Source organism: Modestobacter sp. VKM Ac-2983 (genome assembly GCF_026967885.1).
Classification (GTDB): domain Bacteria; phylum Actinomycetota; class Actinomycetes; order Mycobacteriales; family Geodermatophilaceae; genus Modestobacter.
In genome coordinates, this window is the sequence record NZ_JAPVBK010000003.1 from 855468 (window position 1) to 880706 (window position 25239).

Annotated in this window: 22 protein-coding genes and 1 tRNA gene; 16 read left to right on the top strand and 7 right to left on the bottom strand. The window is 73.9% G+C overall.

The genetic code is table 11. The features are described from left to right. Positions 1–4 precede the first annotated feature (4 nt). Genes O2W18_RS16105 through O2W18_RS16115 form a run of 3 tightly spaced genes read right to left on the bottom strand, consistent with a single transcriptional unit; the run spans position 5 to position 2540 of the window. The gene (locus O2W18_RS16105; protein ID WP_269188469.1) at positions 5–814 is read right to left on the bottom strand and encodes an ankyrin repeat domain-containing protein; all 810 of its coding nucleotides are present in this window, start codon (positions 812–814) and stop codon (positions 5–7) included. A gap of 41 nt (positions 815–855) precedes the next feature. Continuing rightward, positions 856–1623, bottom strand: a complete 768-nt coding sequence (locus O2W18_RS16110; RefSeq protein WP_269184075.1) for an ABC transporter permease — start codon at positions 1621–1623, stop codon at positions 856–858. After that, positions 1623–2540 (bottom strand): ABC transporter ATP-binding protein, encoded by a 918-nt coding sequence (locus O2W18_RS16115; RefSeq protein ID WP_269188470.1) that lies wholly within the window; start codon positions 2538–2540, stop codon positions 1623–1625. Before O2W18_RS16115 ends, O2W18_RS16110 begins: the two co-directional genes overlap by 1 nt. A gap of 377 nt (positions 2541–2917) precedes the next feature. On the opposite strand from O2W18_RS16115, the gene O2W18_RS16120 reads away from it, so the two are divergent. Next, positions 2918–3979, top strand: coding sequence for an adenylate/guanylate cyclase domain-containing protein (locus tag O2W18_RS16120; protein WP_269188471.1), 1062 nt, complete (start codon positions 2918–2920; stop codon positions 3977–3979). A gap of 59 nt (positions 3980–4038) precedes the next feature. After that, positions 4039–5676, top strand: a complete 1638-nt coding sequence (locus O2W18_RS16125) for an ABC-F family ATP-binding cassette domain-containing protein (protein WP_269188472.1) — start codon at positions 4039–4041, stop codon at positions 5674–5676. Positions 5677–5755: 79 nt separating this feature from the next. Here O2W18_RS16125 and O2W18_RS16130 read toward each other — a convergent pair. The 3 genes from O2W18_RS16130 to O2W18_RS16140 form a co-directional block, all read right to left on the bottom strand. Continuing rightward, a tRNA-Arg gene (locus tag O2W18_RS16130) sits at positions 5756–5827 on the bottom strand. Between the two features lie 128 nt (positions 5828–5955). After that, positions 5956–6654: a DUF305 domain-containing protein gene (locus O2W18_RS16135; protein ID WP_269188473.1), complete on the bottom strand. Its 699-nt coding sequence runs from the start codon at positions 6652–6654 to the stop codon at positions 5956–5958. Positions 6655–6692: 38 nt separating this feature from the next. Next, positions 6693–7505 (bottom strand): DUF3105 domain-containing protein, encoded by an 813-nt coding sequence (locus tag O2W18_RS16140; protein ID WP_269188474.1) that lies wholly within the window; start codon positions 7503–7505, stop codon positions 6693–6695. A gap of 211 nt (positions 7506–7716) precedes the next feature. Between O2W18_RS16140 and argS the strand changes: the two genes are divergently transcribed. The 9 genes from argS to prmC all read left to right on the top strand — a co-directional run bounded on the left by argS (position 7717) and on the right by prmC (position 19371). Then, positions 7717–9378, top strand: coding sequence for an arginine--tRNA ligase (gene argS, locus O2W18_RS16145; protein ID WP_269188475.1), 1662 nt, complete (start codon positions 7717–7719; stop codon positions 9376–9378). Next, on the top strand, positions 9375–10868 hold the full coding sequence (lysA, locus tag O2W18_RS16150) for a diaminopimelate decarboxylase (RefSeq protein WP_269188476.1): 1494 nt from the start codon (positions 9375–9377) through the stop codon (positions 10866–10868). The genes argS and lysA overlap by 4 nt, the downstream gene beginning before the upstream one ends. After that, complete coding sequence (locus O2W18_RS16155; RefSeq protein ID WP_269188477.1) at positions 10865–12160, top strand: homoserine dehydrogenase; 1296 nt, start codon at positions 10865–10867, stop codon at positions 12158–12160. The genes lysA and O2W18_RS16155 overlap by 4 nt, the downstream gene beginning before the upstream one ends. 37 nt (positions 12161–12197) lie before the next feature. Continuing rightward, on the top strand, positions 12198–13289 hold the full coding sequence (gene thrC, locus O2W18_RS16160; RefSeq protein WP_269188478.1) for a threonine synthase: 1092 nt from the start codon (positions 12198–12200) through the stop codon (positions 13287–13289). Next, positions 13290–14270, top strand: a complete 981-nt coding sequence (thrB, locus tag O2W18_RS16165) for a homoserine kinase (RefSeq protein ID WP_269188479.1) — start codon at positions 13290–13292, stop codon at positions 14268–14270. A gap of 234 nt (positions 14271–14504) precedes the next feature. Then, entirely contained in the window at positions 14505–16898 is a 2394-nt protein-coding gene (gene rho / locus O2W18_RS16170) for a transcription termination factor Rho (protein ID WP_269188480.1), read from the top strand. A gap of 167 nt (positions 16899–17065) precedes the next feature. Beyond that, complete coding sequence (rpmE, locus tag O2W18_RS16175; RefSeq protein ID WP_036340197.1) at positions 17066–17296, top strand: 50S ribosomal protein L31; 231 nt, start codon at positions 17066–17068, stop codon at positions 17294–17296. 123 nt (positions 17297–17419) lie between these two features. Further along, the gene (gene prfA / locus O2W18_RS16180; protein WP_269188481.1) at positions 17420–18499 is read left to right on the top strand and encodes a peptide chain release factor 1; all 1080 of its coding nucleotides are present in this window, start codon (positions 17420–17422) and stop codon (positions 18497–18499) included. Positions 18500–18513: 14 nt separating this feature from the next. Then, positions 18514–19371, top strand: coding sequence for a peptide chain release factor N(5)-glutamine methyltransferase (prmC, locus tag O2W18_RS16185; protein WP_269188659.1), 858 nt, complete (start codon positions 18514–18516; stop codon positions 19369–19371). Here prmC and O2W18_RS16190 read toward each other — a convergent pair. Continuing rightward, on the bottom strand, positions 19341–20102 hold the full coding sequence (locus tag O2W18_RS16190; RefSeq protein WP_269188482.1) for an endo alpha-1,4 polygalactosaminidase: 762 nt from the start codon (positions 20100–20102) through the stop codon (positions 19341–19343). The two genes, prmC and O2W18_RS16190, sit on opposite strands and share 31 nt — an antisense overlap. A gap of 50 nt (positions 20103–20152) precedes the next feature. On the opposite strand from O2W18_RS16190, the gene O2W18_RS16195 reads away from it, so the two are divergent. The 5 genes from O2W18_RS16195 (at position 20153) to atpB (ending at position 25147) form a co-directional block, all read left to right on the top strand. Beyond that, entirely contained in the window at positions 20153–20794 is a 642-nt protein-coding gene (locus O2W18_RS16195) for an L-threonylcarbamoyladenylate synthase (RefSeq protein ID WP_269188483.1), read from the top strand. 162 nt (positions 20795–20956) lie between these two features. Further along, positions 20957–22264, top strand: a complete 1308-nt coding sequence (gene glyA, locus O2W18_RS16200) for a serine hydroxymethyltransferase (protein ID WP_269188484.1) — start codon at positions 20957–20959, stop codon at positions 22262–22264. Between the two features lie 3 nt (positions 22265–22267). Continuing rightward, on the top strand, positions 22268–23518 hold the full coding sequence (locus O2W18_RS16205; RefSeq protein WP_269188485.1) for a glycosyltransferase family 4 protein: 1251 nt from the start codon (positions 22268–22270) through the stop codon (positions 23516–23518). Then, positions 23515–23985 carry a hypothetical protein gene (locus O2W18_RS16210; protein ID WP_269188486.1) on the top strand — a complete coding sequence of 157 codons (471 nt, stop codon included), beginning with the start codon at positions 23515–23517 and terminating at the stop codon, positions 23983–23985. The genes O2W18_RS16205 and O2W18_RS16210 overlap by 4 nt, the downstream gene beginning before the upstream one ends. Positions 23986–24319: 334 nt before the next feature. Then, on the top strand, positions 24320–25147 hold the full coding sequence (gene atpB, locus O2W18_RS16215) for a F0F1 ATP synthase subunit A (protein WP_269170817.1): 828 nt from the start codon (positions 24320–24322) through the stop codon (positions 25145–25147). Positions 25148–25239 lie beyond the last annotated feature (92 nt).

The window sequence follows — 25239 nt, forward strand, 5'->3', positions numbered from 1 at the left end:
GGGATCATCCGGTGGCGCCGGCGGTGGTCAGCATCTCGACGAGCGAGTCGGCCTCCGGCGCCTCCCCGCTGGCCGTGGCGCGCTGCCGTGCGGCCGCCACCCGGGCGATGTCCAGCGCGGAGGCGCCGTCGTGGGTGGTGGCGTCCACGTCGGCCCCGCTCTCGATCAGCAGCCGGACCACCGCCGGGGTGTCGTTCCCGACGCCGGAGCCGGCGACGGCGGCGTGCAGGGCGGTGCGGCCGGTGGCCGGGTCACGGCGGTCGACGTCCGCGCCGGCGTCGAGCAGTGCCTGCACGACCGCCGGTGCGCCGGCGGCGGCTGCGGCGTGCAGCGCGGGGCCGGGTGCCGCACCGCGCCGCAGCAGGAGCGCGACGGCGTCCAGGCGGGCGCCGGCCGCGGCCCAGCTCAGCAGGTCGACCTCGGTGTCCGGGTCGTTGAGCGGGGTGCCGTCGTCCACTGCCCGGGACAGCGTCTGCAGCTCGCCCAGGAACGCCGCCGAGGCTGCGTCGACGGGTGCACCGAGCTCACGGAGCACCTCGACGAGGTGCGGGGTGTGCGCCATGGCCAGGTGCAGTGGGGTGCGGCCGTCCTCGGTGCGGGCGCTGGTGTCGGCCCCGGCCTCCACCAGCGCGGTCACCATCGGCGCGTGCCCGGCGGCCACGGCCAGGTGCAGCGGGGTCCAGCCGTCGGCGCCGTCCCGCTCGATGCCGGCCGACAACAGCTGCGGCTGGTCCTGCACCGCCGTCCGGACGGCGGCCAGGTCGCCGTCGGTGACCAGCCGGCCCAGTCGCTGGGCGGTCATCCGGCTGGTCACGCAGCGGCCCCCGGCATGGTCGGGCACCGGTACGTGCGCACTCAGACCACGTCCCGGCGGACGGCCAGCAGCGTGCCGAGCAGGGCGGCGGCCAGCCCGTAGCCCAGCAGCAGGAGCACGCCCTGCCACTGCTCCAGGAGGTCCGGACCCTGGAAGGTGGCGGTCATCGCCTCCAGGGCGCCGCCGGGCAGCCACTTGTAGGCCCCCGAGGTCGCCGGGATGCTGCGCAGCAGCGGCTCGACGACGTAGAGGTAGACCAGGGCGGCGACGATGGCCCCCACCTGGTTCTTCAGGAGGGCACCGAGCCCGACGCCGATCACCGTGTAGACGACCAGTGCCAGACCGGCGAAGGCGAGCACCTCCAGGTTCTCCCCGGTCAGCTCGGGTGCGTTGCCGCGGGCGTTGCCGTAGACCAGCACGACCGCCACGGTGACCGCGCAGACGAGCACCGCGTAGGGGACGGCCACGAGGGCGTAGGCCAGCAGCTTGGCGATCACCACCCGGCCACGCTGCGGGGTCGCCAGGAAGGTGGGCGTCGCGGTGCGGTGCCGGTACTCCTGGGTGATCCCGATGATCCCGAGGACGACGGAGATGACCGTCGCGTTCGTGGCGATGGAGAAGGCCAGCCGCGCGTACTCGGGCGAGTCCAGCGGCGGCAGCCCGCTGTCCTGGTTGCCGGCGAAGGCGGTGAACAGCGCCGCGAACGCACCGGAGAGCACGCAGGCGCCGAGCAGCAGCCCGATCCAGACCCGGGTGGTGAACAGCTTCGTCCACTCCGCACGGACCAGCCGTGCGACGACCGTGCCCATCACGCGGCTCCCTGCTCGGCGTGGGCGGCGGCGTACTGCTCCTGGCCGGCGGTGAGCTGGAAGTAGATCTCTTCCAGTCCGCTGGTGTGCGACCGCAGCTCGTGCAGCTCGATCCCGCCGGCGAAGGCCCGCCGACCCACCTCGTCCGTGCTCAGCCCGGTGACGGTCAGGCCGTCGGGGATGGCATCGGTCGGGGCCACCGTCGTCCCGGTGGTGCGCAGCAGGTCGGCCAGGGCGGTGCTGTGCGGGCTGCGCACCAGCACGCTGCCGGCGTTCCCCGAGCGCAGCTCGGCCAGCGTCCCCTCGCGGACGAGCTTCCCGGCGCCGACGATCACCACCCGGTCGGCGGTCTGCTCGACCTCGGCCAGCAGGTGGCTGGAGACCAGCACGGTGCGGCCCTGGGCGTGGGCCAGGTGGCGGAGGAAGCCGCGCAGCCACTGGATGCCCTCCGGGTCCAGGCCGTTGGCCGGCTCGTCGAGCACCAGCACGGCCGGGTCGCCCAGCAGTGCCGTGGCCAGGCCGAGGCGCTGGCGCATGCCCAGGGAGTAGCCCCCGGCCCGGCGCCGGCCGGCGGTGCCGAGCCCGACCTGGTCGAGCACCTCGTCGGCGCGGCGGACCGGCAGGCCGGTCGCGCGGCAGTAGACCCGCAGGTGGTCGCGGCCGCTCCGAGCAGGGTGGAACGCCGTCTCCAGCACCGCGCCGACCTGGCGCATCGGCTCGGGCAGCCCGGCGTAGCGGACGCCGTTGAAGGTGGTCGTGCCGGTGTCCGGGGTGATGAGGCCCAGGGCCATCCGCAGCGTGGTCGTCTTCCCTGCGCCGTTGGGGCCCAGGAAGCCGGTCACCTGTCCCGGCTCGACGGTGAAGCTGAGGTCGTCGACCGCGCGCACCTTGCCGAACGTCTTCGTGAGGCCGTTCACCTCGACCCGGACGGGGTCGACGGCGGCCGATCTGACGCTGCTGATCTCGCCCTCCTCGTTCCGCCGGCCGGTCCGGCACCGCGGCCATCCAAGCGCACCGACCCCGTCCGGCGCGAGGACTCCGCAGGCGGAGAGTGACCGGTGGCACGTCCTCGGCCGCGAGTTCGGTAGGTTCCGCGCGGATGGGTGAACCCGCACACCGACGGATGTCCCAGCAGCGCCGTGGACGCCCGACGAACGTCCTCCGAGGAGGTCCGGTGAACGTCTCTCGCAGCCTCGTCGGCCCATCGGCCGGTACGCACAGCGCGGGCTGAGCGCTGCCGACGTCCGAACCGGGTGCCGCCGGCGGCCCCGACCCCCGCGAGTCCCTGGAGCGGTTGCTCCTCGAGGGGCCCCGCCGGTACACCCGCCGACAGGTGGCCGAGCTGGCCGGCATGCCACCCGAGCGCACCCAGCGGCTGTGGCGGGCCCTGGGCTTCGCCGACGTCCCCGAGGGCGACCCCGCGTTCACCGACGCCGACGTCACCGCCCTGGCCCGGCTGTCGGCGCTGATCGACTCGGGCTTCGTCGAGCCCGGTGCCGAGGCGTCCATCGCCCGCGCCATGGGGCAGTCGCTGTCCCGGCTGGCCGACTGGCAGACCGACATGCTGGCCACGCTCCTGACCCCTCCCGAGGCTGCGCCGGCGGACCGTGCGGCGGTCGAGGCCGAGGCCGTCCGGTCCACCGAGCGGCTGCTGCCGCTCATGCGCGAGCTGCAGGACTACGTCTGGCGGCGGCACCTGGCCGCCAACGCCGGCCGGCTGTTCCTCGCCGCCCCGGGTGGCGGTGACCGGCGGGAGCTGGCGGTTGGCTTCGCCGACCTCGTCGGCTACACCTCGCGCAGCCGCGGCATGGGCGGCCGGGAGCTGGGCGTGATGGTCGAGGACTTCGAGGGGCTGGCCGCCGACGTCATCGCCCGGTTCCGCGGTCGGGTGGTGAAGACGGTCGGGGACGGCGTGCTGTTCACCTGCGCCGACCCGGTGGACGCGGTGGAGATCGCGTTGCTGCTGCCCGAGGAGTGGACCGCCGCGGACCGTCCACCGCTGCGGGTGGGCGCCGCCCACGGCCCGGTGCTGACCCGGCTCGGGGACGTCTACTCGCCGGTGGTCAACCTGGCCAGCCGGCTCACCTCGATCGCCCGGCCCTCGACCGTGCTGGTCGACCAGCAGCTGGCGCGGGAGCTGCGCGGCGTCCGGGAGTACCGGGTGCGGCCGCTGCGCCGGGTGTCGGTGCGCGGCTACGACAACCTGCGCCCGTGGCTGGTCCGCCGCAGCGCCACGGGTGGCGAGGCGCCGGGGGTGGCCGCGTTCGAGGAGCTGCTCGACGAGATCGCCGACGACGTGCTGGCGGCGCCCGAGGAGGAGGAGCTGCCCGGCGGCGCCGGTCCCTTCGCCGACTGAGTCGGTCCCCGCCGGGGCCACTCGCCGGTCGTCCGGCCGCCGGGCGGCACCATGGGCGCGTGTCCGCCACGCTGCTCGCCCGTGGACTGGCCGCCGGTCACGGCGCCCGGGTCCTGTTCGCCGACCTCGACCTGGTGGTCGCCCCTGGTGACGTCGTCGGCCTGGTCGGGGTGAACGGCGCCGGCAAGTCCACCCTGTTGCAGACCCTCGCCGGGGTGCTGCCGGCCGAGTCCGGGGAGATCGCGCTCAGCCCGCCGTCGGCGACGGTCGGGTACCTCCCGCAGGAGACCGACCGGCGGCCGGGTGAGTCCGTGCTGGAGCTGCTGGCCCGCCGCACCGGGGTCGCCGCCGCCGAACGGGTGATGGAGGAGGCCACGGAGGCGCTCACCGCCGGTGCCCCCGGCGCCGACGACCGGTACGGCGACGCCCTGGAGCGCTGGCTGGCCCTCGGTGGCGCCGACCTGGCCGAGCGCGCCGAGGCGGTGGTCGACTCGGTGGCCCCCGGTGTCGCGCTGGACGCGGCGACCATCGGGCTCTCCGGCGGGCAGGCCGCCCGGGTCGGGCTGGCGTCGCTGCTGCTGAGCCGGTACGACGTCCTGCTCCTCGACGAGCCCACCAACGACCTCGACCTGGCCGGGCTGGAGCAGCTGGAGCGCTTCGTCGCCGGTCTCCGCACCGGGGTGGTGCTGGTCAGCCACGACCGGGAGTTCCTCGCCCGGACCGTCACCCGGGTGGTCGAGCTGGACCTGGCCCAGCAGCTGGTCCGGGTGCACGACGGCGGCTACGACGCCTACCTGGTCGAGCGGGAGGTGGCCCGCCGGCACGCCCGCGAGGAGTTCGAGGAGTTCGCCGACACCAAGGCGTCGCTGGAGTCGCGGGCCCGGATGCAGCGCAACTGGATGGCCAAGGGCGTCCGCGACTCGATCAAGAAGTCCAAGGACGGCGACAAGCACATCAAGGCCGCCAACCGGTCCTCGTCGGAGAAGCAGGCGGCGAAGGCGAAGCAGACCGAGCGGCGGATCGAGCGGCTGGAGGTGGTCGAGGAGCCGCGCAAGGAGTGGGAGCTGCGGATGGAGATCGCCGCGGCACCGCGGGCCGGGGCGGTGGTCGCCACGCTGCGCGGCGCCGTCGTCCGCCGAGGCGGGTTCACCCTCGGGCCGGTGGACCTGCAGGTGGACTGGGGTGACCGGGTGGCGATCACCGGGGCGAACGGCTCGGGGAAGAGCACGCTGCTCGCCGCGCTGCTGGGCCGGTTGCCGCTGGACGAGGGGACGGCGGCGCTCGGCTCGGGTGTGCGGCTGGGCGAGGTGGACCAGGTTCGGGGCAGCTTCCTGGGGGACGAGCCGCTGGCTGCGGCGTTCGGGGCCGAGGTGCCCGACCTGCCCGATGCCGAGGTGCGCACGCTGCTGGCCAAGTTCGGGCTGCGCGCCGACCACGTGGTGCGGCCGGCCGGCACCCTGTCACCGGGGGAGCGGACCCGGGCGGCGCTGGCGCTGCTGCAGGCCCGCGGGGTCAACGTGCTGGTGCTCGACGAGCCGACGAACCACCTGGACCTGCCGGCGATCGAGCAGCTGGAGCAGGCGCTGGCCGACTACACCGGCACCCTGCTGCTGGTCACGCACGACCGCCGGATGCTCGAGGTCGTGCGCACCACCCGGCGGTTCGCGGTGGCCGGCGGCCGGGTCCAGCAGGGCTGACGGCGCCCGGAGACGACGCCGCCCGCCCGGACGCGATGTCCTGGGCGGGCGGGGGGTCGTGGTGCGAGCTGGGCTGGTGTGCCCCCGGCAGGATTCGAACCTGCGCCCCTGCCTCCGGAGGGCAGTGCTCTATCCCCTGAGCTACGGGGGCTCGTCCACGTTTCCTGCTGTCCTGCTGTCCTGCGATCGTGCTGCGCTCCGCTCCCGCTCGGCGCCCGTGGCACGTTACCAGCCCGCGGGTACGGCACCGGCAGGGGCCCCGGCGACCCCGCGACCGGGTCAGGGCGCCGGCAGGGGCTCCCCGCCCCGGGCCCGGAGCATCGCCGCCATGGTGGTGCTCTCGGCGTCCTGGGTCTCCGCGATCGAGCGGGCCAGGCGCTCCACGACGTCCACGTCGGAGTGCTCCCGCCCGTACTCGGCCATCGCCAGCCCGCCCTGGTGGTGCCGGATCATCAGCTGCAGGAACATCCGGTCGAACGCCGTCCCGGAGAGCGAGCGCAGCTCAGCGAGCTCCGCCTCGGTCGCCATCCCCGGCATCAGCGCCGCGCCGGCAGTCCCGTGGCCGGCCATGTCGTGTCCGGCCATCTCCCCGTCCGACATCCAGGCCATGGTCTCCCCGCCGGTGAACGGCAGGTCCCACAGCGCCAGCCAGCCCTGCATCCGGCCCAGCTGGTTGGTCTGCGTGGCCGAGATGTCGAAGGCGAGCTGAAGGATCTCGGGGTCGGTGGTCTCGGTGAGGGCCAGGTTCGCCATCTCGACCGCCTGCAGGTGGTGCCGCGACATGTCCCGGGAGAACCCGGCCGCCACCGAGTCCGTGGTGGGCTGCTCCTCCCGGCCGACGCCCAGCGCCACGGCCAGCCCGCCACCGGCCAGCAGCAGTCCCACGGCGATCACCGCCACCAGGACGCCGGTCAGCCAGCCGCGGGGCCGGCCGGAGCTCGTCGCTCCACGGTCGTCCTCGGTCGCGGGGTCGGTCATCGGGTCCTCTCAGGTGGTGTGCCGGGGGTGGAGGTGGATCAGGGGGCCGAGGTGGTCTCCGGCGCCGGCGTCGACGTCGTCGGCGCGTCGGTGACCATCGCGTCGGTGCCCCGGCTGCTGCCGTCCTCCACGACCGGGTCGGTGATGAACAGCGGGTTCTCGCAGCTGGCCCCGACCTCGGGGTAGAAGTCGGCGTTGTAGGTCATGAAGTCGGCGTACTGCTGCACCCGGAGGTCGTCGGCGGAGTCGACGGTCAGCTGGTGGTTCCACGACTGCAGGCTGATCGGCGAGCCGAGCCCGGCGTAGGGCGAGAGCATGAGCCCCGACGTCCCCTCGACCAGCTCCTCCAGCGTGGCCAGGTCGCCGTCGGTGATCAGCTCGGGGTCGTAGGTGATCCAGGTCGCGCCGTGCTCCATGGAGTGGACGGCGTTCTCGTGCCGGATGTCCACGTCGTAGACGGTGCCGGTGCAGTCGGCCCACTCGCCGTCGTGCGGCCCGCCGACCGGCGGGCTCTCGGTGTAGCTGACCGGCGTGGTGACGTGTTCCTGGCCGGCGGCGTACTCGAAGGTCTCCAGGCCGGCGATCTGGCTGGCCTCGGTGACCTGGTTCGCGTTCGACTCGTTCACCTGGACGACGGCGTAGCTGATGACGGCCGCGGCGAAGACCACCACCGCGACAGCCGCGGCGATCAGGCCCCAGGGCTTCTGCTTGGTGACCACGTTGGCCGGCGGTCGGGTCCGCCCCCGGCCGCCCGAGCCCTTGCCGGGCACCCGCTGGCTACCGGCACCGGACCCTCCACGGGAAGCGCCGCCGGTCGCGCGGCTGTTCTCGGGCTTGGGGTCCTTGGCCACTGCCGCTCCTCGTTCGCTGTGCGTCGTGAGCCGCGCCCTCCCGTGGGAGCCGCACGCTCGCGTCCGTCCCGGGCTGCTCCCGTCCGGCGGCTGCGAGTCTAGGTCGCGGACCTGTGTGGTCCCCGACCGTCGGCGGTCACTGCGGAGGTGTCCCGGCACACAGTCGGCGGGCAGGTCGGAACGGGGATGCCCCGCTCCGTACGATCGAACGGTGACACCCGAGCAGCTCAGCGACGTCGTCCGGTCCGCAGTTGCGGCGGCCGTGGAGCGCGGCGTGCTCTCGGCCGCCGTCCCCGACGACGTCGTGATCGAGCGCCCGAAGAACCCCGAGCACGGTGACTACGCCACCAACGTGGCCCTCCGGCTGGCCAAGGCCGCCGGTCGCCCGCCGCGGGAGGTCGCCGAGGTGCTCGCCGGTGAGCTGCGTGGCGTCGAGGGCGTCTCCGCGGTCGACGTCGCCGGGCCCGGCTTCCTCAACGTCACCCTGGCCAAGGACGCGCTGGGGCAGATCGCCGTCCGGGTGGTCGCCGCGGGGGAGGCCTACGGGCGCACCGAGGTGCTGGCCGGGCAGCGGCTGAACCTGGAGTTCGTGTCGGCGAACCCGACGGGGCCGGTGCACATCGGCGGCACCCGGTGGGCGGCCGTGGGTGACGCCCTCGGCCGGTTGCTGACGGCCAGCGGCGCGCAGGTGACCCGGGAGTACTACTTCAACGACGCCGGCGCGCAGATCGACCGGTTCGCGCTGAGCCTGCTGGCCGCGGCACACGGGCGGCCGGTGCCGGAGGACGGGTACGCCGGCGACTACATCGGTGAGATCGCCGCCCAGGTGGTGGCCGTTGAGCCCGGCGTGCTCGAGCTGCCCGAGGCCGACCAGCAGGAGCGGTTCCGGGTGCTCGGCGTCGACCTGATGTTCGCCGAGATCAAGCGGACACTGGCCGACTTCGGCGTCGTCTTCGACGTCTACTTCAGCGAGCGCACGCTGCACGAGACCGGTGCCCTGGAGAAGGCGGTGGCCCGGCTGCGGGAGCAGGGGCACGTCTACGAGGCCGACGGCGCCGTCTGGCTGCGGACGACGACCTTCGGCGACGACAAGGACCGGGTGCTGGTCAAGAGCGACGGCGAGACGACCTACTTCGCCGCCGACTGCGCCTACTACCTGGACAAGCGGGAGCGCGGCTTCGACAAGGTCGTGATCATGCTCGGCGCCGACCACCACGGCTACATCGGCCGGTACAAGGCGCTGGTCGCCGCCCTCGGCGACGACCCGGACGTCAACCTGGAGATCCTGATCGGCCAGCTGGTGAACCTGGTCCGGGACGGGGAGCCGCTGCGGATGAGCAAGCGGGCCGGCACGGTGGTGCTGCTGGAGGACCTGGTGGCCGCCGTCGGGGCCGACGCGGCCCGGTACGCGCTGGCCCGGGCCTCGGTCGACCAGCAGATCGACCTGGACCTGGACCTGTGGAGCCGGCAGACCAACGACAACCCGGTCTTCTACGTCCAGTACGCCCACGCCCGGATCTCCTCGCTGTTGCGCGGCGCCGCCGACCTCGGCCTGCCGCTGGGCGAGGCCGGCGACGTGGACACCGCGGCGCTGGCGCACCAGCGGGAGGGCGACCTGCTGCGGGCGCTGGGGGAGTTCCCCCGGGTGATCGCCTCGGCCGCGGAGCTGCGGGCCCCGCACCGGGTGGCCCGCTACCTGGAGGAGCTGGCCGGCACCTACCACCGGTTCTACGACTCCTGCCGGGTGCTGCCGCGCGGTGACGAGGAGGCCACGCCGGTGACCACGGCCCGGTTGTGGCTGTGCGCGGCAACCGCGACGGTGCTGCGCAACGGCCTGACCGTCCTCGGCGTCTCCGCCCCGGAGCGGATGTGAGGGCGCACCCGGCCGGTCCGCTGCACGGGAACATCGCGCCGCCTCCCGCGGCCGGCCCGGCACCGGCCGACCTGGGCGTGCTGGACCCGCAGGTCTGGCCGCGGTCGGCCCGGCGGGTCGACGGCGAGCTGGAGCTGGGGGGACGCCGGGTGACCGACCTCGCCCGGCAGCACGGCACCCCGCTGTTCGTGCTGGACGAGGGTGACTTCCGCGGCCGGGCCGCCGACTTCGCCGACGCGTTCGTCGACGCCGACGTGCACTACGCCTCCAAGGCGTTCCTCTGCGGGCAGGTGGCCCGCTGGATCGCCGACGACGGGCTCCACCTGGACGCCTGCAGCGGCAACGAGCTCGCGGTCGCGCTGGCGGCCGGCTTCCCGGCCGAGCGGATCGCGCTGCACGGCAACAACAAGTCGCTGGTCGAGCTGCAGCTCGCGGTGGACGCCGGGATCGGCCACGTGGTGCTCGACTCCTTCGACGAGATCGACCGGCTGGTGCCGCTCGGGGAAGCCCGGGTGGCCGCCGGTGGCGCGCCGGTGTCGGTGCTCATCCGGTCGACGGTGGGCATCGAGGCGCACACCCACGAGTTCATCGCCACCGCCCACGAGGACCAGAAGTTCGGCTTCTCGCTGGCGACCGGCGACGCGCTCACCGCGGCCGTCCGGGTGATCCGGGAGCCGGGGTTGCACCTGGCCGGCCTGCACAGTCACATCGGCTCGCAGATCTTCGACACGGCCGGGTTCGAGGCCGCCGCGCACCGGGTCGTCGGCCTGCTCGGCCAGGTCCACCAGGCCACCGGCGAGGTGCTCGGCGAGCTCAACCTCGGCGGCGGCTTCGGCATCGCCTACCTCGCCGAGGACGACCCGGTCAGCCCCGAGGACGTCGCGGTGAAGCTGCGGTCGGTCATCGCCGCCGAGTGCGCGGCCCTCGGGCTGCCGGTGCCCCGGCTGGCGGTCGAGCCGGGCCGCGCGATCGCCGGGCCGGGCACCGTGACGCTGTACGAGATCGGCACGATCAAGCCCGTGCGACTCGGGGCCAGCGGCGCACCGGGCACCCCCCTGGTGCGCAACTACGTGTCGGTCGACGGTGGGATGAGCGACAACATCCGCACCGCCCTCTACGACGCCAGCTACACCTGCGTGCTGGCCAACCGCAGCTCCGACGCCCCGCCGGCGCTCTGCCGGGTGGTCGGCAAGCACTGCGAGAGCGGCGACGTGCTGGTCCGTGACCTGTGGCTGCCCTCCGACGTGCAGCCCGGTGACCTGCTGGCGGTCGCCGCCACCGGCGCCTACTGCTGGTCGATGGCGAGCAACTACAACTACCTGCTGAAGCCGCCGGTGGTCGCCGTGCGGGACGGGGTGGCGACCGAGATCCTGCGGCGTCAGACACTGTCCGACGTGTTCGCCCTCGATGCCGTCCTCGCCGACGTGCCCGCCCCCAGCCCGGCGATCGACCAGCCGGCGCCCGAGCACGCCGCAGGAGCCCAGTCGTGAGCGATTCGTTGAAGGTCGCCCTGCTGGGCTGCGGCACCGTGGGCGGTGCCGTCCTGCGGCTGCTGTCCGAGCAGTCCGACGACCTGACCGCCCGGATCGGCCGCCGGGTCGAGGTCGCCGGGGTCGCCGTCCGCCGCCCCGACCGGCACCCCGAGGTGCCCGCCGAGCTGCTGACCACGGACGCCGAGGGGCTGGTCACCCGGCCCGACGTCGACCTGGTGGTCGAGGTGATCGGCGGCATCGAACCCGCGCGCACCCTGCTGCTGGCGGCCATCGGCGCCGGGAAGTCGGTGGTCAGCGCCAACAAGGCGCTGCTGGCCGAGGACGGCGTCGCGCTGCACGCCGCCGCCGCCGAGGCCGGGGTCGACCTGTACTACGAGGCCGCGGTCGCCGGGGCGATCCCGCTGCTGCGCCCGCTGCGCGAGTCACTGGCCGGTGACCAGCTCCGGCGGGTGGTCGGCATCGTCAACGGGACGACGAACTACATCCTGTCCCGGATGGTCGAGACCGGGGCCGGCTTCGCGGAGGCGCTGGCCGAGGCGACCGAGGCAGGGTTCGCCGAGGCGGACCCGACCGCCGACGTCGACGGGTTCGACGCCGCCGCCAAGGCCGCGATCCTGGCCTCGCTGGCCTTCCACACCCCCGTCACCGCCGCCGACGTGTACCGCGAGGGCATCTCCGCGGTCTCCGCAGCCGACGTCGCCCGGGCCACCGAGATCGGCTGCACGGTCAAGCTGCTGGCGATCTGCGAACGGGTCGCGGGCAGCGACGGCGCGGACGACTCCGTCGCCGTCCGGGTGCACCCGGCCATGATCCCGACAACCCACCCGCTGGCGGCGGTGGGCGGCGCGTTCAACGCCGTGTTCGTCGAGGCGGAGGCGGCCGGTGAGCTGATGTTCTACGGCCAGGGCGCCGGTGGTCAGCCCACTGCCAGTGCGGTGCTGGGCGACCTGGTCGCGGTGGCCCGCAACCGGGTCGCCGGCGTCGCCGGGCCGGGGACGACGGGCTACGCCGGGCTCACCGTGCGGCCGATGGCGGACACCCCCACCCGCTACCACGTCAGCCTCGACGTCGCGGACAAGCCCGGCGTGCTGGCGACCGTCGCGCACGAGTTCGCGGCGCAGGGCGTGAGCATCGCCACCGTCCGCCAGGACGGGCACGGCGACGCCGCCACGCTGGTGATCGTGACCCATCGCGCCCCGGACGCGGCGCTGGCCACGACGGTCGCCCGGCTGCGGGAGATGTCGGCCGTCCGGGGCGTGACCAGCGTGCTGCGGGTGGAGGGGCTGTGACCGGGGTGTGCTGCGGAGACGAACAGGTGATGTGGTCATGAGCGCTGGGCTCCCGACGGGGCTGCGCGCCCCGGTCTCGCCGTACTGGCCCGGGCTGATCGAGGCCTACCGGCACCGGCTGCCGGTGAGCGCCGCGACCCCGGTGGTGACGCTGCAGGAGGGCGCCACCCCGCTGCTGCCGGCGCCGGAGCTGTCCCGCCGCACCGGGTGCGACGTCTGGTTGAAGGTCGAGGGGGCGAACCCCACCGGGTCGTTCAAGGACCGCGGTATGACCATGGCCATCTCGAAGGCGGTGGAGGAGGGCGCGCAGGCGGTGATCTGTGCCTCCACCGGCAACACCAGCGCCAGCGCGGCGGCCTATGCGGCCCGGGCCGGTCTGGTCTGCGCGGTGCTGGTGCCGCAGGGCAAGATCGCCACCGGCAAGCTGGCCCAGGCGCTGGTGCACGGGGCGAAGCTGCTGCAGGTCGAGGGCAACTTCGACGACTGCCTGACCCTGGCCAGCAAGCTGGCGATCGACTACCCGGTGAGCCTGGTCAACAGCGTCAACCAGTACCGCATCGAGGGTCAGAAGACGGCGTCCTTCGAGATCGTCGACGTGCTCGGCGACGCCCCCGACGTGCACTGCCTGCCGGTCGGCAACGCCGGCAACATCACCGCCTACTGGCAGGGCTACCGCGAGTACGCCGCCGACGGCCCGGCCACCCGCACCCCGAAGATGTGGGGCTTCCAGGCCGCCGGCGCCGCGCCCATCGTCACCGGCCGGGTCGTCGAGCAGCCGAGCACCATCGCCACCGCCATCCGGATCGGCAACCCGGCGTCCTGGACCAAGGCGCTGGACGCCCGGGACGCCTCCGGTGGCCGGATCGACGCGGTCACCGACCGGGCGATCCTGGCCGCCTACCGGCTGCTGGCCCGCAGTGAGGCCGTCTTCGTCGAGCCGGCGTCGGCCGCATCGGTGGCCGGGCTGCTGCAGGTCGCCGAGGCCGGCGGGCTGGAGCCGGGCCAGCGGGTCGTCTGCACGGTCACCGGCAACGGCCTGAAGGACCCGGAGTGGGCGATCTCCGGTGCCCCCGTCCCGGTCACCGTCCCGGTCGACGCCGCCGCCGCGGCGGCGCAGCTGGGGCTCTGAGTGGCACAGCTCCCAGCGGTCCGCGTCCGGGTCCCGGCGACGAGCGCGAACCTCGGGCCGGCCTTCGACTGCGCCGGGCTGGCACTGTCGTGCTGGGACTCCGTCGACGTCGCCGTCACCGACCGTGGGCTGACCGTCGAGGTGTCGGGCGCCGGGGCCGGTGACCTGCCCACCGACGAGTCGCACCTGGTGGTGCGGGCGTTCCGCGCCGCCTCGGCCGAGCTGGGCTGGACGCCGCCCGGACTGCGGCTGTCCGCGCACAACACCATCCCCCAGGGGCGGGGGATGGGCTCCTCCGCGGCGGCGGTGACCGCCGGGGTGCTGGCGGCGTGGGCGCTGTGCCCCGACGTCGCCGAGGTCGACGAGCACGCCGTGCTCCGGCTGTGCTCGGAGCTCGAGGGCCACCCGGACAACGTGGCCCCGTGCCTGCTGGGTGGGGCGACGCTGTCCTGGACGACGGACTCGGGGGCGCGCGCCGCGCGACTGGCCGTCGACCCGCGGATCGTCCCGGTCCTCTTCGTGCCGGCCACCACGTTGTCCACCCACCTGGCCCGGGGGCTGCTGCCGGAGTCCGTGCCGCACGCCGACGCCGTCCACGCCGCCGGCCGCTCCGCCCTCCTGGTGCACGCGCTCACCCGCGACCCCGCACTGCTCCTGGCGGGGACCGAGGACCGGCTCCACCAGGCGCAGCGGGCACCCGCCATGCCGGAGAGCGCCGCGCTGCTGGCCCGGCTGCGGGCCGACGGGCACCCGGCCGTCGTCTCCGGTGCCGGCCCGTGCGTGCTGGCGCTGGCGGTGCTGGGTCCGGGCGAGGACGCCGCGGCACCGGCTGCCGCGGCGCAGGTCAGAGCGCTGCAGGAGCTGACGCCGGGGGGCTGGGAATGTCGCCCCATGGCCGTCGACCCCACCGGCGCGGTCGTCACCTCGCCGCCCGGTGATCACGATGCGGTATCGTCCTGGGCGCCTGGAACACACCCGTGACGGACTGTGTTGTGAGCATTGTCGGCCTGTGTCTAGGCTGATGCCGTAGCCGCCTCCGGGCGAGCCTCACGCGAGGCGTTGCAGACGGTCGATCCGTCACCGCTGAACCCCTCGCATCCACAGACCCGAGCACTCCCGATCGATCCGACGAGTCCTCCACCGGGCTCTCGCGTTCCGGGGCCGGGTCACCTCCTGCGCTGGTAGGCGCAGGTCACCGCAGGGAAGGACCTGTACGTGAGCGAGAGCACCGACCTCATCGACGGCGCGCACGACGCCGCCCCGTCCGACGAGGCAGCTGCCGGAAGCGCGACGGCTCCCCGTTCGCGCCGCCGTGGCAGCGGACTGTCCGGCATGCTGCTGCCCGAGCTGCAGCGCCTGGCCGGCGAACTCGGCATCCCCGGGACCGGCAAGATGCGCAAGAGCGACCTCGTCGCCGCGATCTCCGAGCGCCAGGTCGGCGGCGCTCCCGCCGCCGAGGCGCCCGCCGCTGGGCCGGCCGGCGCTGAGCCGGCCACCGCCCCGGACGTGTCGGCCCCCCGGGCCGACGAGGCCGTCACCGGTGGTGCCGCTGCGTCTGCCGCCCCCCTGGAGGCCCCCGTCAGCGGCGGCGCCAACAGCGGCCCGGTGACCGGCACCGAGGCCACCCCCACCGACGTTGCCCCCACCGACGCCGCCCCGACCGGCCGTCGCCGTCGCGCGGCCAGCCGTCCGGCGGGTGCGCCCACCGTCGACTCCACGGCCAGCACCCCCGACGCGCCGGCGAGCCCGGCCGCTGCGGACGAGATCGCCCAGCCGACCGCGGCCGAGGGGACTGCCGAGGACACCGACCAGGCTCCGCCGGTCGACGCCCGTACCGGCGGCGACCGGCCGCAGCGCAGTCGCAACCGGGACCGGGCCGAGCGTGCCCCCCGGGAGGGTGGCGAGCGCGAGGAGCGCACCCCCCGCGAGGACCGCAACCGGGACGCCGGCAACCGAGATGAGCGGCCCACCCGCGACTCCGGCAACCGCGACTCCGGCAACCGCGAGGACCGGAACCGCGACGCCGACAACCGTGACGAGCGGGGCAACCGCGACTCCGGCAACCGCGACGCCGACAACCGTGACGAGCGGGGCAACCGCGACTCCGGCAACCGCGAGGACCGCAGCCGGGACGCCAGCCGGGATGAGCGGGGCAACCGGGACGGCACCGACCGTGACGGCGAGCAGCGCGGCGGGCGCAACCGCACCGACGGCGAGTCCGGACGCCCGGGTCGCAACAACCGGGACGGCAACCGCACCGACGGCGCCGGCAACCGCGGCGACGCGGGCGCCAACCGCAACGACACGCGTGCCGACACCCGTGGCGAGGCCCGGACCGACGAGGACGACGACGACTTCGAGGGCGGCCGCGGTCGCCGCGGTCGCCGGTACCGCGACCGGAACCGGCGCGGTGGCAGCGCCGGTGGCCGTGAGCGCTTCGACCAGGGCGAGCCCACCGTCAGCGAGGACGACGTCCTGCTGCCGGTGGCGGGCATCCTGGACGTGCTGGACAGCTACGCGTTCGTCCGCACGTCGGGGTACCTGACCGGCCCCAACGACGTCTACGTCTCGCTGTCCCAGGTGCGTCGCTACGGCCTGCGCCGCGGCGACGCCATCACCGGGGCCGTCCGTCAGCCCCGTGAGGGCGAGAAGAAGGACAAGTACAACGCGCTCGTCCGACTGGACTCGGTCAACGGGCTGGACCCGGAGCAGGCACGCAACCGCCCCGAGTTCACCAAGCTGACCCCGCTCTACCCGCAGGACCGCCTGCGGCTGGAGACCGAGTCGCACCTGATGACCACCCGGCTCATCGACCTCGTCATGCCGATCGGCAAGGGCCAGCGGGCGCTGATCGTCAGCCCGCCGAAGGCCGGCAAGACGATGGTCCTGCAGTCGATCGCCAACGCGATCACGACCAACAACCCCGAGGTCCACCTCATGGTGGTGCTGGTCGACGAGCGGCCCGAAGAGGTCACCGACATGCAGCGCTCGGTGAAGGGCGAGGTCATCGCCTCGACCTTCGACCGGCCGCCGGCAGACCACACCACGGTCGCGGAGCTGTCGATCGAGCGGGCCAAGCGCCTGGTCGAGATGGGCCACGACGTCGTCGTCCTGCTCGACTCGATCACCCGGCTGGGTCGCGCCTACAACCTGGCGGCCCCCGCCAGCGGGCGGATCCTCTCCGGTGGTGTCGACTCCACGGCGCTCTACCCGCCGAAGCGCTTCCTCGGTGCGGCCCGCAACATCGAGAACGGCGGCTCGCTGACGATCATCGCCTCGGCGCTGGTCGAGACCGGTTCGACGATGGACACGGTCATCTTCGAGGAGTTCAAGGGCACCGGGAACGCCGAGATCAAGCTGGACCGGCGACTGGCCGACAAGCGGGTCTTCCCGGCGGTCGACGTGAACGCCTCGGGCACCCGCAAGGAGGAGATCCTCCTCTCGCCCGACGAGCTGGCGATCATCATCAAACTGCGCCGGGTGCTCTCCGCCCTGGAGCCCCAGCAGGCCCTGGAGCTGCTGCTCGACCGGATGCGCAAGACGCGCAACAACATCGAGTTCCTGATGCAGGTGCAGAAGACGACGCTGGGCGTGAACGAGAAGGACTGACGAAGGCCCCCTGCTCCCCGCCGCGTGCCAGGTCGCGACGGGGCTCGGCAGGGGGGCCGTACACTGGGCGATCGAGCCTCCGCCGTCAGGGGTCGCCCAGTTCCCCGACGGTGCATGACCAGCAGACTGACCAGCAGACCACGAGACCAGAGAGAGGGTGTACCGGCATGAAGGCCGACATCCACCCGCAGTACAACGTCACCGAGGTGACCTGTGGTTGCGGTAACACGTTCACCACCCGCAGCACCTCGCCGTCCGGTCAGCTGACCGTCGAGGTCTGCTCGGCGTGCCACCCCTTCTACACCGGCAAGCAGAAGATCCTGGACACCGGTGGCCGCGTCGCCCGCTTCGAGAAGCGGTTCGGCAAGCGCGCTGCCGGCACCCCGGCCGACAAGTAGCACCCCCGACGGCGCCTGCGCCGCCCTCCACCAGGGCGGCGCAGGCGCCGTCGTCGTGTCCGCACCCCGGCCGGGGCCCGCGAGATCGAGCAGCAGCGGGATCGAGCAGCAGGAGGAGTGCCCGTGAGCAGCAGCACCGGAGCCGGCAGCGACCGGCTCGCCGGCCTGCTCGCCGAGCACCGTGAGCTCGAGGCCGAGCTCGCCGACCCGGCGGTGCACGCCGACGCCGCGCGGGCCCGCCGGCTGGGGCGGCGGTACGCCCAGCTCGCGCCGGTCGTGGAGACCGCACGGGCCCTGGACGCGGCGGCCGACGACCTCGCCGCCGCCCGCGAGCTCGCCGGCGAGGACGCCTCCTTCGCCGCCGAGGCGGAGGAGCTGGCCGGCAGCGTCGGTGAGCTGACCGGTCGGCTCACCGAGCTGCTGCTGCCCAAGGACCCCGACGACGAGAAGGACGTCATCCTCGAGATCAAGGCGGGGGAGGGCGGGGCGGAGTCGGCGTTGTTCGCCGGCGACCTGCTGCGGATGTACCTGCGTTACGCCGAGCGGCGCGGCTGGGCGACCGAGGTCCTCGACGCCGTCCCGGCCGAGCTGGGCGGGTACAAGGACGTCGCCGTGGCGATCAAGTCACGCACCGACGAGGGGATCTTCGCCCGGCTGAAGTTCGAGGCCGGGGTGCACCGCGTGCAGCGGGTCCCGGTGACGGAGTCCCAGGGCCGGATCCACACCTCGGCGGCCGGGGTGCTCGTGCTCCCCGAGGCCGAGGAGGTCGACGTCAGCGTCGACCCGAACGACCTGCGCATCGACGTCTTCCGCTCCTCCGGCCCCGGCGGGCAGAGCGTCAACACGACCGACTCCGCGGTGCGGATCACCCACCTGCCCTCGGGGATCGTGGTCAGCTCGCAGAACGAGAAGAGCCAGCTGCAGAACCGCGAGTCCGCGCTGCGGGTGCTGCGTTCCCGGCTGCTCGCCGCCGCGCGGGAGGAGGCCGCCGCCACCGCGTCGGACCAGCGGCGCAGCCAGGTGCGCACGGTCGACCGCAGCGAGCGGGTGCGCACCTACAACTTCGCGGAGAACCGCATCGCCGACCACCGGGTCGGCTTCAAGGCGCACAACCTCGACCAGGTGCTGGACGGCGACCTGGACCCGGTGCTCGACGCGCTCACCGCGGCCGCGACGGCCGAGCTGCTGGCGGCCGGCTCCTGACCGCCGCCCGCACCCTGCTCGCCGAGGCCGCCCGGCGGCTCGCCGCGGCCGGGGTGGACTCGCCGCGGGTGGACGCCGAGCTGCTGCTCGCCGCCGTCCTGGGCACCTCCCGCGCTGCCCTGCTCACCGCCGGCGACGTGCCCTCGGCCGACGCCGAGCGGTTCACCAGGTGGATCGAGCTGCGCGCCGACCGGGTGCCGCTGCAGCACCTCACCGGCACCGCCCCCTTCCGGCACCTCGAGCTCGCCGTCGGGCCCGGGGTGTTCGTGCCCCGCCCGGAGACCGAGCTCATCGCCGGCTGGGTGCTCGAGCGCATCGCCGGGCAGGACGCGCCGCTCGTCGTCGACCTGGGCAGCGGGTCCGGGGCGATCGCGCTGTCGGTGGCCCACGAGCACCCCGGCGCCCGGGTGGTCGCCGTGGAGCGGGACGCCGGGGCCATCGAGTGGACCCGGCACAACGCCCGCACCCGGGCCGCGGCCGGAGACACCCCGGTCGACGTGCGCGCCGGGGACATGACCGACCCGCTGCTGCTGGTCGAGCTCGACTGCACCGTTGACGTCGTCGTCTCCAACCCGCCCTACGTGCCCGACGGCGCCGGGCTGCCCCGGGAGGTCACCGAGCACGACCCGCCGCTGGCGCTGTGGGGCGGGCCGGACGGGCTGGACGTCGTCCGCGGCCTGCTGGGCACCGCCGCCCGGCTGCTGCGGCCCGGCGGGTGGCTGGGCATCGAGCACGCCGATCAGCAGGGGGCCTCGCTGCCGGCGCTGGTGCGGGCTCACGGCGGCTGGGCCGGGGTGGCCGACCACGCCGACCTCGCCGGCCGGCCGCGCTACACCACGGCTCAGCTGGCCGGGCACCACTCCGCCACGTAGGCAGGGTCGCCCGGTACCGAGACCGCCAGGTCGCGGCGCTGCACGCTCAGGCCCGCGACACCGCAGGCCGCGGCGAACCCCTCGTCGGTGTACTCGACGTCGAGCACCACGTCGTAGGCGTCGGTGAAGGTCGTGCACTCGTCGTAGGCGCCACAGTCCTCGACCACGGCGAAGTCGAACCCCAGGCCCGTGCCGGCCAGCTCGGGGGCGTTCTTCTGCGCGACCGCAAGACCGGCGGCGTGCGCCCGGTCGACCAGCAGCCGCGCCATCGCCGCCGCGTCGGCCCGGTCCAGCCGACCCCCGGACCGGGTCCAGCTGTCCAGGTTGTCCAGCTCGACGGCGGCGAACCCGTCGGCGGCGCAGCCGGTGAGCCAGCCGCCCACCCGCTCGGCGAGACGCTCGCGCCGAGCGGCGGTGGAGACGTCCAGCAGGTGCTCCCCGGGCCAGTCCGGGTCCTCGACCAGGGCGCCGTCATCGCGCAGCAGCAGGTCGGCGGGGAGTTCCGTGGCGCCCGGCTGGGTCTGGAACGCGTTGACGTAGCAGACCGGGTACCCGTCGTGCGCCGGCTCGGCGGTGCGGTCACGGACCACCACCTGCACGCCGTCCGCCGGCAGATGGGCCCCGCCCAGCTGGTAGTCGAAGCGGGCCCCGGTGGCCGGTGTGGTGACCTGCCCTGCGCGGGCACCGGCCTCCCCGCAGCCGGCCAGCAGCAGGACCAGGGACGTCGCCATCGCCCACCTGTGCACGAGGGCGCAGCCTAGGTGGAGCAGACTGCGCACTCGTGCCCGATGTCTACGACTGCAGCGACCCCGACCAGCGCGAGGCCGGGCTGACCGAGGCCGCCATGGCGCTGTCCCGCGGGGAGCTGGTCCTGCTCCCGACCGACACCGTCTACGGCGTGGCCGCCGACGCCTTCACCCCGGCCGCGGTGACCCGGCTGCTGGCGGCCAAGAACCGGGGCCGGAACATGCCGGTCCCCGTGCTGGTGGGGGAGGCCTCGACGCTGGCCGGGCTGGTCGTCGTCGTCCCCCCGGTCGCCCACCAGTTGGCCGAGGCCTTCTGGCCCGGGGGGCTGACCCTGGTGGTCGAGCACGCGCCGTCGCTGGCGTGGGACCTCGGGGACGCCGAGGGGACCGTCGCCGTCCGGCTGCCGGACGACGACGTCACCCGGGACCTGCTGCGCCGGACCGGCCCGCTGGCGGTCTCCAGTGCCAACCGGTCCGGCCGGCCGGCCGGCACGACCGCGGCGGAGGCGGCCTACCAGCTGGGCGAGCATGCGGCGGTGGTCCTGGACGGTGGGCCGCGCACCGGGTCGGCGCCCAGCACCATCGTCGACTGCACGGCCCCGACCCCCCGGGTGCTGCGCCTGGGCGCGATCAGCCTGGAGCAGCTCCGCGAGGTCGTCCCGGACATCACCGACTGAACTGCGACCCTCCGGGCCGCTGCTGTGACATGGCGGCCCTGCCGGGCCGCGGTGCGATCCGGAGGATCGCGAGGTCATAGCGATACCGTGGTGCGACAGCCGCGCGCCTCTCACGACGAGTGCACGCGGGCACCGGCACCGAGCAGCAGGAGTGCACCCGCGATGAGCACCCCGGCCACCACCCCCTACTGGGGCCCCGACTTCGACGCCCTGGCCGACTTCGACCCGGAGATCTCCGGAGTCGTCCTCGACGAGCTCGACCGGCTGCGGGGTGGGCTGCAGCTGATCGCCAGCGAGAACTTCACCAGCCCCGCCGTCCTGGCCGCGCTGGGCAGCACGCTGTCGAACAAGTACGCCGAGGGCTACCCGGGGCGGCGGTACTACGGCGGCTGCGAGGTCGTCGACCGCGCCGAGGAGATCGGCATCGCCCGGGGCAAGGAGCTGTTCGGCGCCGAGCACGTCAACCTGCAGCCGCACTCCGGTGCCAGCGCGAACCTGGCGGCCTACGGCGCCTTCCTGCAGCCCGGTGACACCCTGCTGGGCATGGCGCTGCCGCACGGCGGGCACCTGACCCACGGCACCAAGGTCTCCTTCTCCGGCAAGTGGTTCAACGCCGTGCAGTACGGCGTCGACGAGAAGACCGAGCACATCGACTACGACCAGGTCCGCGACCTGGCCCGCGAGCACCGGCCCAAGCTCATCGTCGCCGGTGGCTCGGCGATCCCGCGGCTGATCGACTTCGCCGCCTTCCGGGAGATCGCCGACGAGGTCGGCGCGATCTTCATGGTCGACGCGGCCCACTTCATCGGCCTGGTGGCCGGCAAGGCGATCCCCTCGCCGGTGCCCTACGCCGACGTCGTCACCTTCACCACGCACAAGGTGCTGCGCGGCCCCCGCGGTGGGGCGATCGTCTGCAAGGCCGAGCACGCCAAGGCCATCGACAAGTCGGCCTTCCCGATGATGCAGGGCGGCCCGCTCATGCACGCCATCGCGGCGAAGGCGGTGAACCTGAAGGAGTGCCTCGCGCCCGAGTACCAGACCTACGCCCGCCAGGTGATCACCAACGCCCAGGCGCTGACCGAGGGCCTGGCCGCCGAGGGCCTGCGCCCCGTCGCCGGTGGCACCGACACCCACCTGGCGCTGCTGGACCTGCGCAAGGTGACCGACACCGCCGGCGAGCCGGTCACCGGCAAGGTGGCCGAGGCCCGCTGCGACGCGGCCGGCATCGTGCTCAACAAGAACGCCATCCCGTTCGACCCGCAGCCGGCCTCGGTCGCCTCCGGCGTCCGGGTCGGCAGCCCCTCGGTCACCACCCAGGGCATGGTGGAGAGCGACATGAAGTCGATCGCCTCGCTCATCGGCACCGCCATCCGGGACGCCGACGGCTCCCGGACGACCGAGGTCGCGGCCGGGGTGCGCGAGCTGGTCGGCGCCCACCCTGCCTACCCCGTGCCCACGCGCGTCGGCTGAGCCGTGCGCGAGTACGCCGTCGTCCTCCTCGCCGCCGCGCTGGTCACCTTCCTGGCCACGCCGGTGGTGCGGGTGGCGGCGGTCCGGTTCCGGGTGATGGCGGCGGTCCGTGACCGCGACGTGCACGTCATCCCGACCCCGCGGGGCGGGGGAGTGGCGATGTACCTCGGCGTGGCGGCCGGCGTCCTGGTCGCCTCGCAGCTGCCCTCGCTGCAGCGGAGCTTCGAGTTCAGCACCCAGACGATCGCCGTCCTGGTGGCCGGCGGGCTGATCTGCGCCCTCGGGGTCCTCGACGACCGGTTCGGTCTCGACGCGCTCACCAAGCTCACCGGCCAGATCGCCGCGGCCGGGGTGATGGTGCTGCTCGGCGTGCAGCTGGCGTACGTGTTCCTGCCGGTCGCCGACATCGGCACGCTGTCCCTGGGCCCGGACGTCGGGGTGCCGGCGACGATCCTGCTGACCGTCCTCACGGTCAACGCGCTCAACTTCATCGACGGGCTGGACGGGCTGGCCGCCGGGGTGTCGGCGATCGCGGCGCTGGCCTTCTTCGCCTACAGCTACAACCTCGGCCTGGTCGGTTTCGACGACGTGGCCAGCGCGCCCGCCCTGATCACCGCGGTGCTCGCGGGCGCCTGCCTGGGCTTCCTGCCGCACAACTTCAGCCCGGCCCGGATCTTCATGGGCGACTCAGGCTCGATGCTGGTCGGGCTCATGCTGTCGGCCGCGGCGGTCTCGGCCACCGGGCAGACCGACTCGCAGACCCTCGGCTCGGCGGCCAGCCTGCTCCCGCTGACCCTGCCGCTGCTCGTGCCGATCGCGGTGCTCTTCATCCCGTTCATCGACCTGCTCATGGCCGTGGTGCGCCGCACCCGGCGCGGTCGGTCACCGTTCAGCCCGGACAAGATGCACCTGCACCACCGGTTGCTGTCGATCGGGCACTCGCACCGCCGGGCGGTGCTCATCATGTACTTCTGGGCGGCGCTGCTCAGCTTCGGCGCCGTCGCCCTGTCCATCACCGGTGGCACCGCCGAGGTCCTGGTCATCGTCGGAGCCCTGCTCGTGGTGGGCGTCGTCGTGGTGCTGAGCCCCCGTGCCCGCCGCGCGGCGATCGCCGCCCGCGAGGCCGAGCTCGCGGCGATGCGGGACCGCAGCCGTGCCGCACATCCGGCAAGCCGGGCGGTCCGGCACGGTGCCGGGGCGCCGCGTCCGCCGTCTCCTGCCGCACCGTCCACCCCGGCGGGGGTGCGCCGGTGAGCGGTGTCCGGACGACCGGGGACGCACCTTGGGACCTGTCGTTCCTCCGGGTCGGCCTGCTCGTCACCGCCGCGGTGACCGGGGGGGCCGCTGTCGTCGTCGGGGTGGCGCTGAGCTGGGCGGACGCGCTCACCGTGCTCATCGGCGCGGCCGTCGTCACGGCGTTCTTCTGCGTCTCGGGGCTGGTCGTGGCCTGGGCCGGCAAGGTGGACGACACCTGGACGATGCCGGCGGCGCTGGGCACGTTCGGGCTCAAGGCGCTGGTGCTGTTCCCGCTGCTGACCGGCCTGCCCGCCGAGGGGTGGCCGGACCGTCAGGTGCTGGCCTGGACCGTCGTCGTCGGGGCGCTGCTGTGGAGCGGCGTGCAGCTGCGCTGGGTCTGGACGCGGCAGCTGTTCTACGTCCCGCCGCCCACCCCACCGGGGGGTCGGCGGCATTCCCCGGAAAACCCGGCCCCACCCGGCTGATAGTGTCCGAACCGATGGCCGAGGACACCCCCGAACCTGGGGGCGCACGACCACGACCTGCGCGTGCAGCTCGTCAGCCCAGCGGGGCTGACATGGGCTGGGCGGTCACCGGGACGCTCCTGTCCGGGATGGCGGTGTGGGGCGGGGTCGGGTGGCTGATCGACCAGTGGCTGGACACGCGAGTGTTCTTCCCGGTCGGGATCATCCTCGGCGTGGCAGTGGCCATCTACGTGGTGGTCAAGACCTATGGCGAACCCGACCCGGCCCCCGGGCGGAGTGCCGGACACCCCCCGGGCGGACGACGGAGCCGGCCCAGGACGCAGAAGGGACAACGGTGACCTCCAGCGCCCACGCGCTCGGCGACGTGCTCGCTGTGGAGAGCGACCCCGGCGGCGGCTTCACGCCCCCGGGCATCGGTGAGTTCTACCCCGAGGTTCTGACCAGCTTCTCCGTGCTCGGTGTCGGTTTCGAGATCACCCGGATCACGATCATCGCCTGGGTGGCCACGCTGGCCATGATCGCCTTCCTGGTGGCCACGGTCCGCAAGCCGCAGATCGTCCCCGGCAAGATGCAGTTCATCGGCGAGACCGGCTACTCGTTCATCCGCGACGGGATCGCCCGCGACGTGGTCGGCCCCAAGGGCCTGCCGTTCGCCCCGTTCCTCGCCTCGCTGTTCTTCTTCATCCTGGCGAACAACCTGATGGCGATCATCCCGTTCGCCCAGATCTCGCCGATGTCGAAGTTCGCCTTCCCGCTGGTGCTGGCGCTGATCTGCTGGGTCGTCTACATCGTGGTCGGCATCAAGAACCAGGGGCTGTGGCCGTACTTCCGGGACATCATGTTCCTGCCGGGCGTGCCCAAGCCGATGTACCTGCTGATCACGCCGCTGGAGCTGCTGCAGAACTTCATCGTCCGGCCGTTCACGCTGGCGATCCGGCTCTTCGCGAACATGTTCGCCGGCCACATGCTGCTGGTGACGTTCGCGCTGGGCGCCACCTACCTGCTCTCGGTCGGCAACTTCTCGGCCGTCTTCGGGCCCATCTCCGCGCTGATGGCGATCGTGATGACGTTCTTCGAACTGCTGGTCATCTTCCTGCAGGCCTACGTCTTCACGATGCTGATGGGGACCTACCTCAACGGCTCCGTCGAAGCGGCCCACTGACCCGCACCACGGTGGCCCGTACGCCGGGCCGCCCCCATGGACTGCACCACCCGTACGACCCCGCCAGCCGCCCGGTGACCACCGGGCGACGA

Bases quoted from the DNA above. Each gene is read 5' to 3' on its own strand.
- O2W18_RS16110 (WP_269184075.1), bottom strand. From the start codon at position 1,623: ATGGGCACGGTCGTCGCACGGCTGGTCCGTGCGGAGTGGACGAAGCTG.
- O2W18_RS16135 (WP_269188473.1), bottom strand. From the start codon at position 6,654: ATGACCGACCCCGCGACCGAGGACGACCGTGGAGCGACGAGCTCCGGC.
- thrC (WP_269188478.1), top strand. From the start codon at position 12,198: ATGAGCGCTGGGCTCCCGACGGGGCTGCGCGCCCCGGTCTCGCCGTAC.
- rpmE (WP_036340197.1), top strand. From the start codon at position 17,066: ATGAAGGCCGACATCCACCCGCAGTACAACGTCACCGAGGTGACCTGT.
- O2W18_RS16190 (WP_269188482.1), bottom strand. From the start codon at position 20,102: ATGGCGACGTCCCTGGTCCTGCTGCTGGCCGGCTGCGGGGAGGCCGGT.
- glyA (WP_269188484.1), top strand. From the start codon at position 20,957: ATGAGCACCCCGGCCACCACCCCCTACTGGGGCCCCGACTTCGACGCC.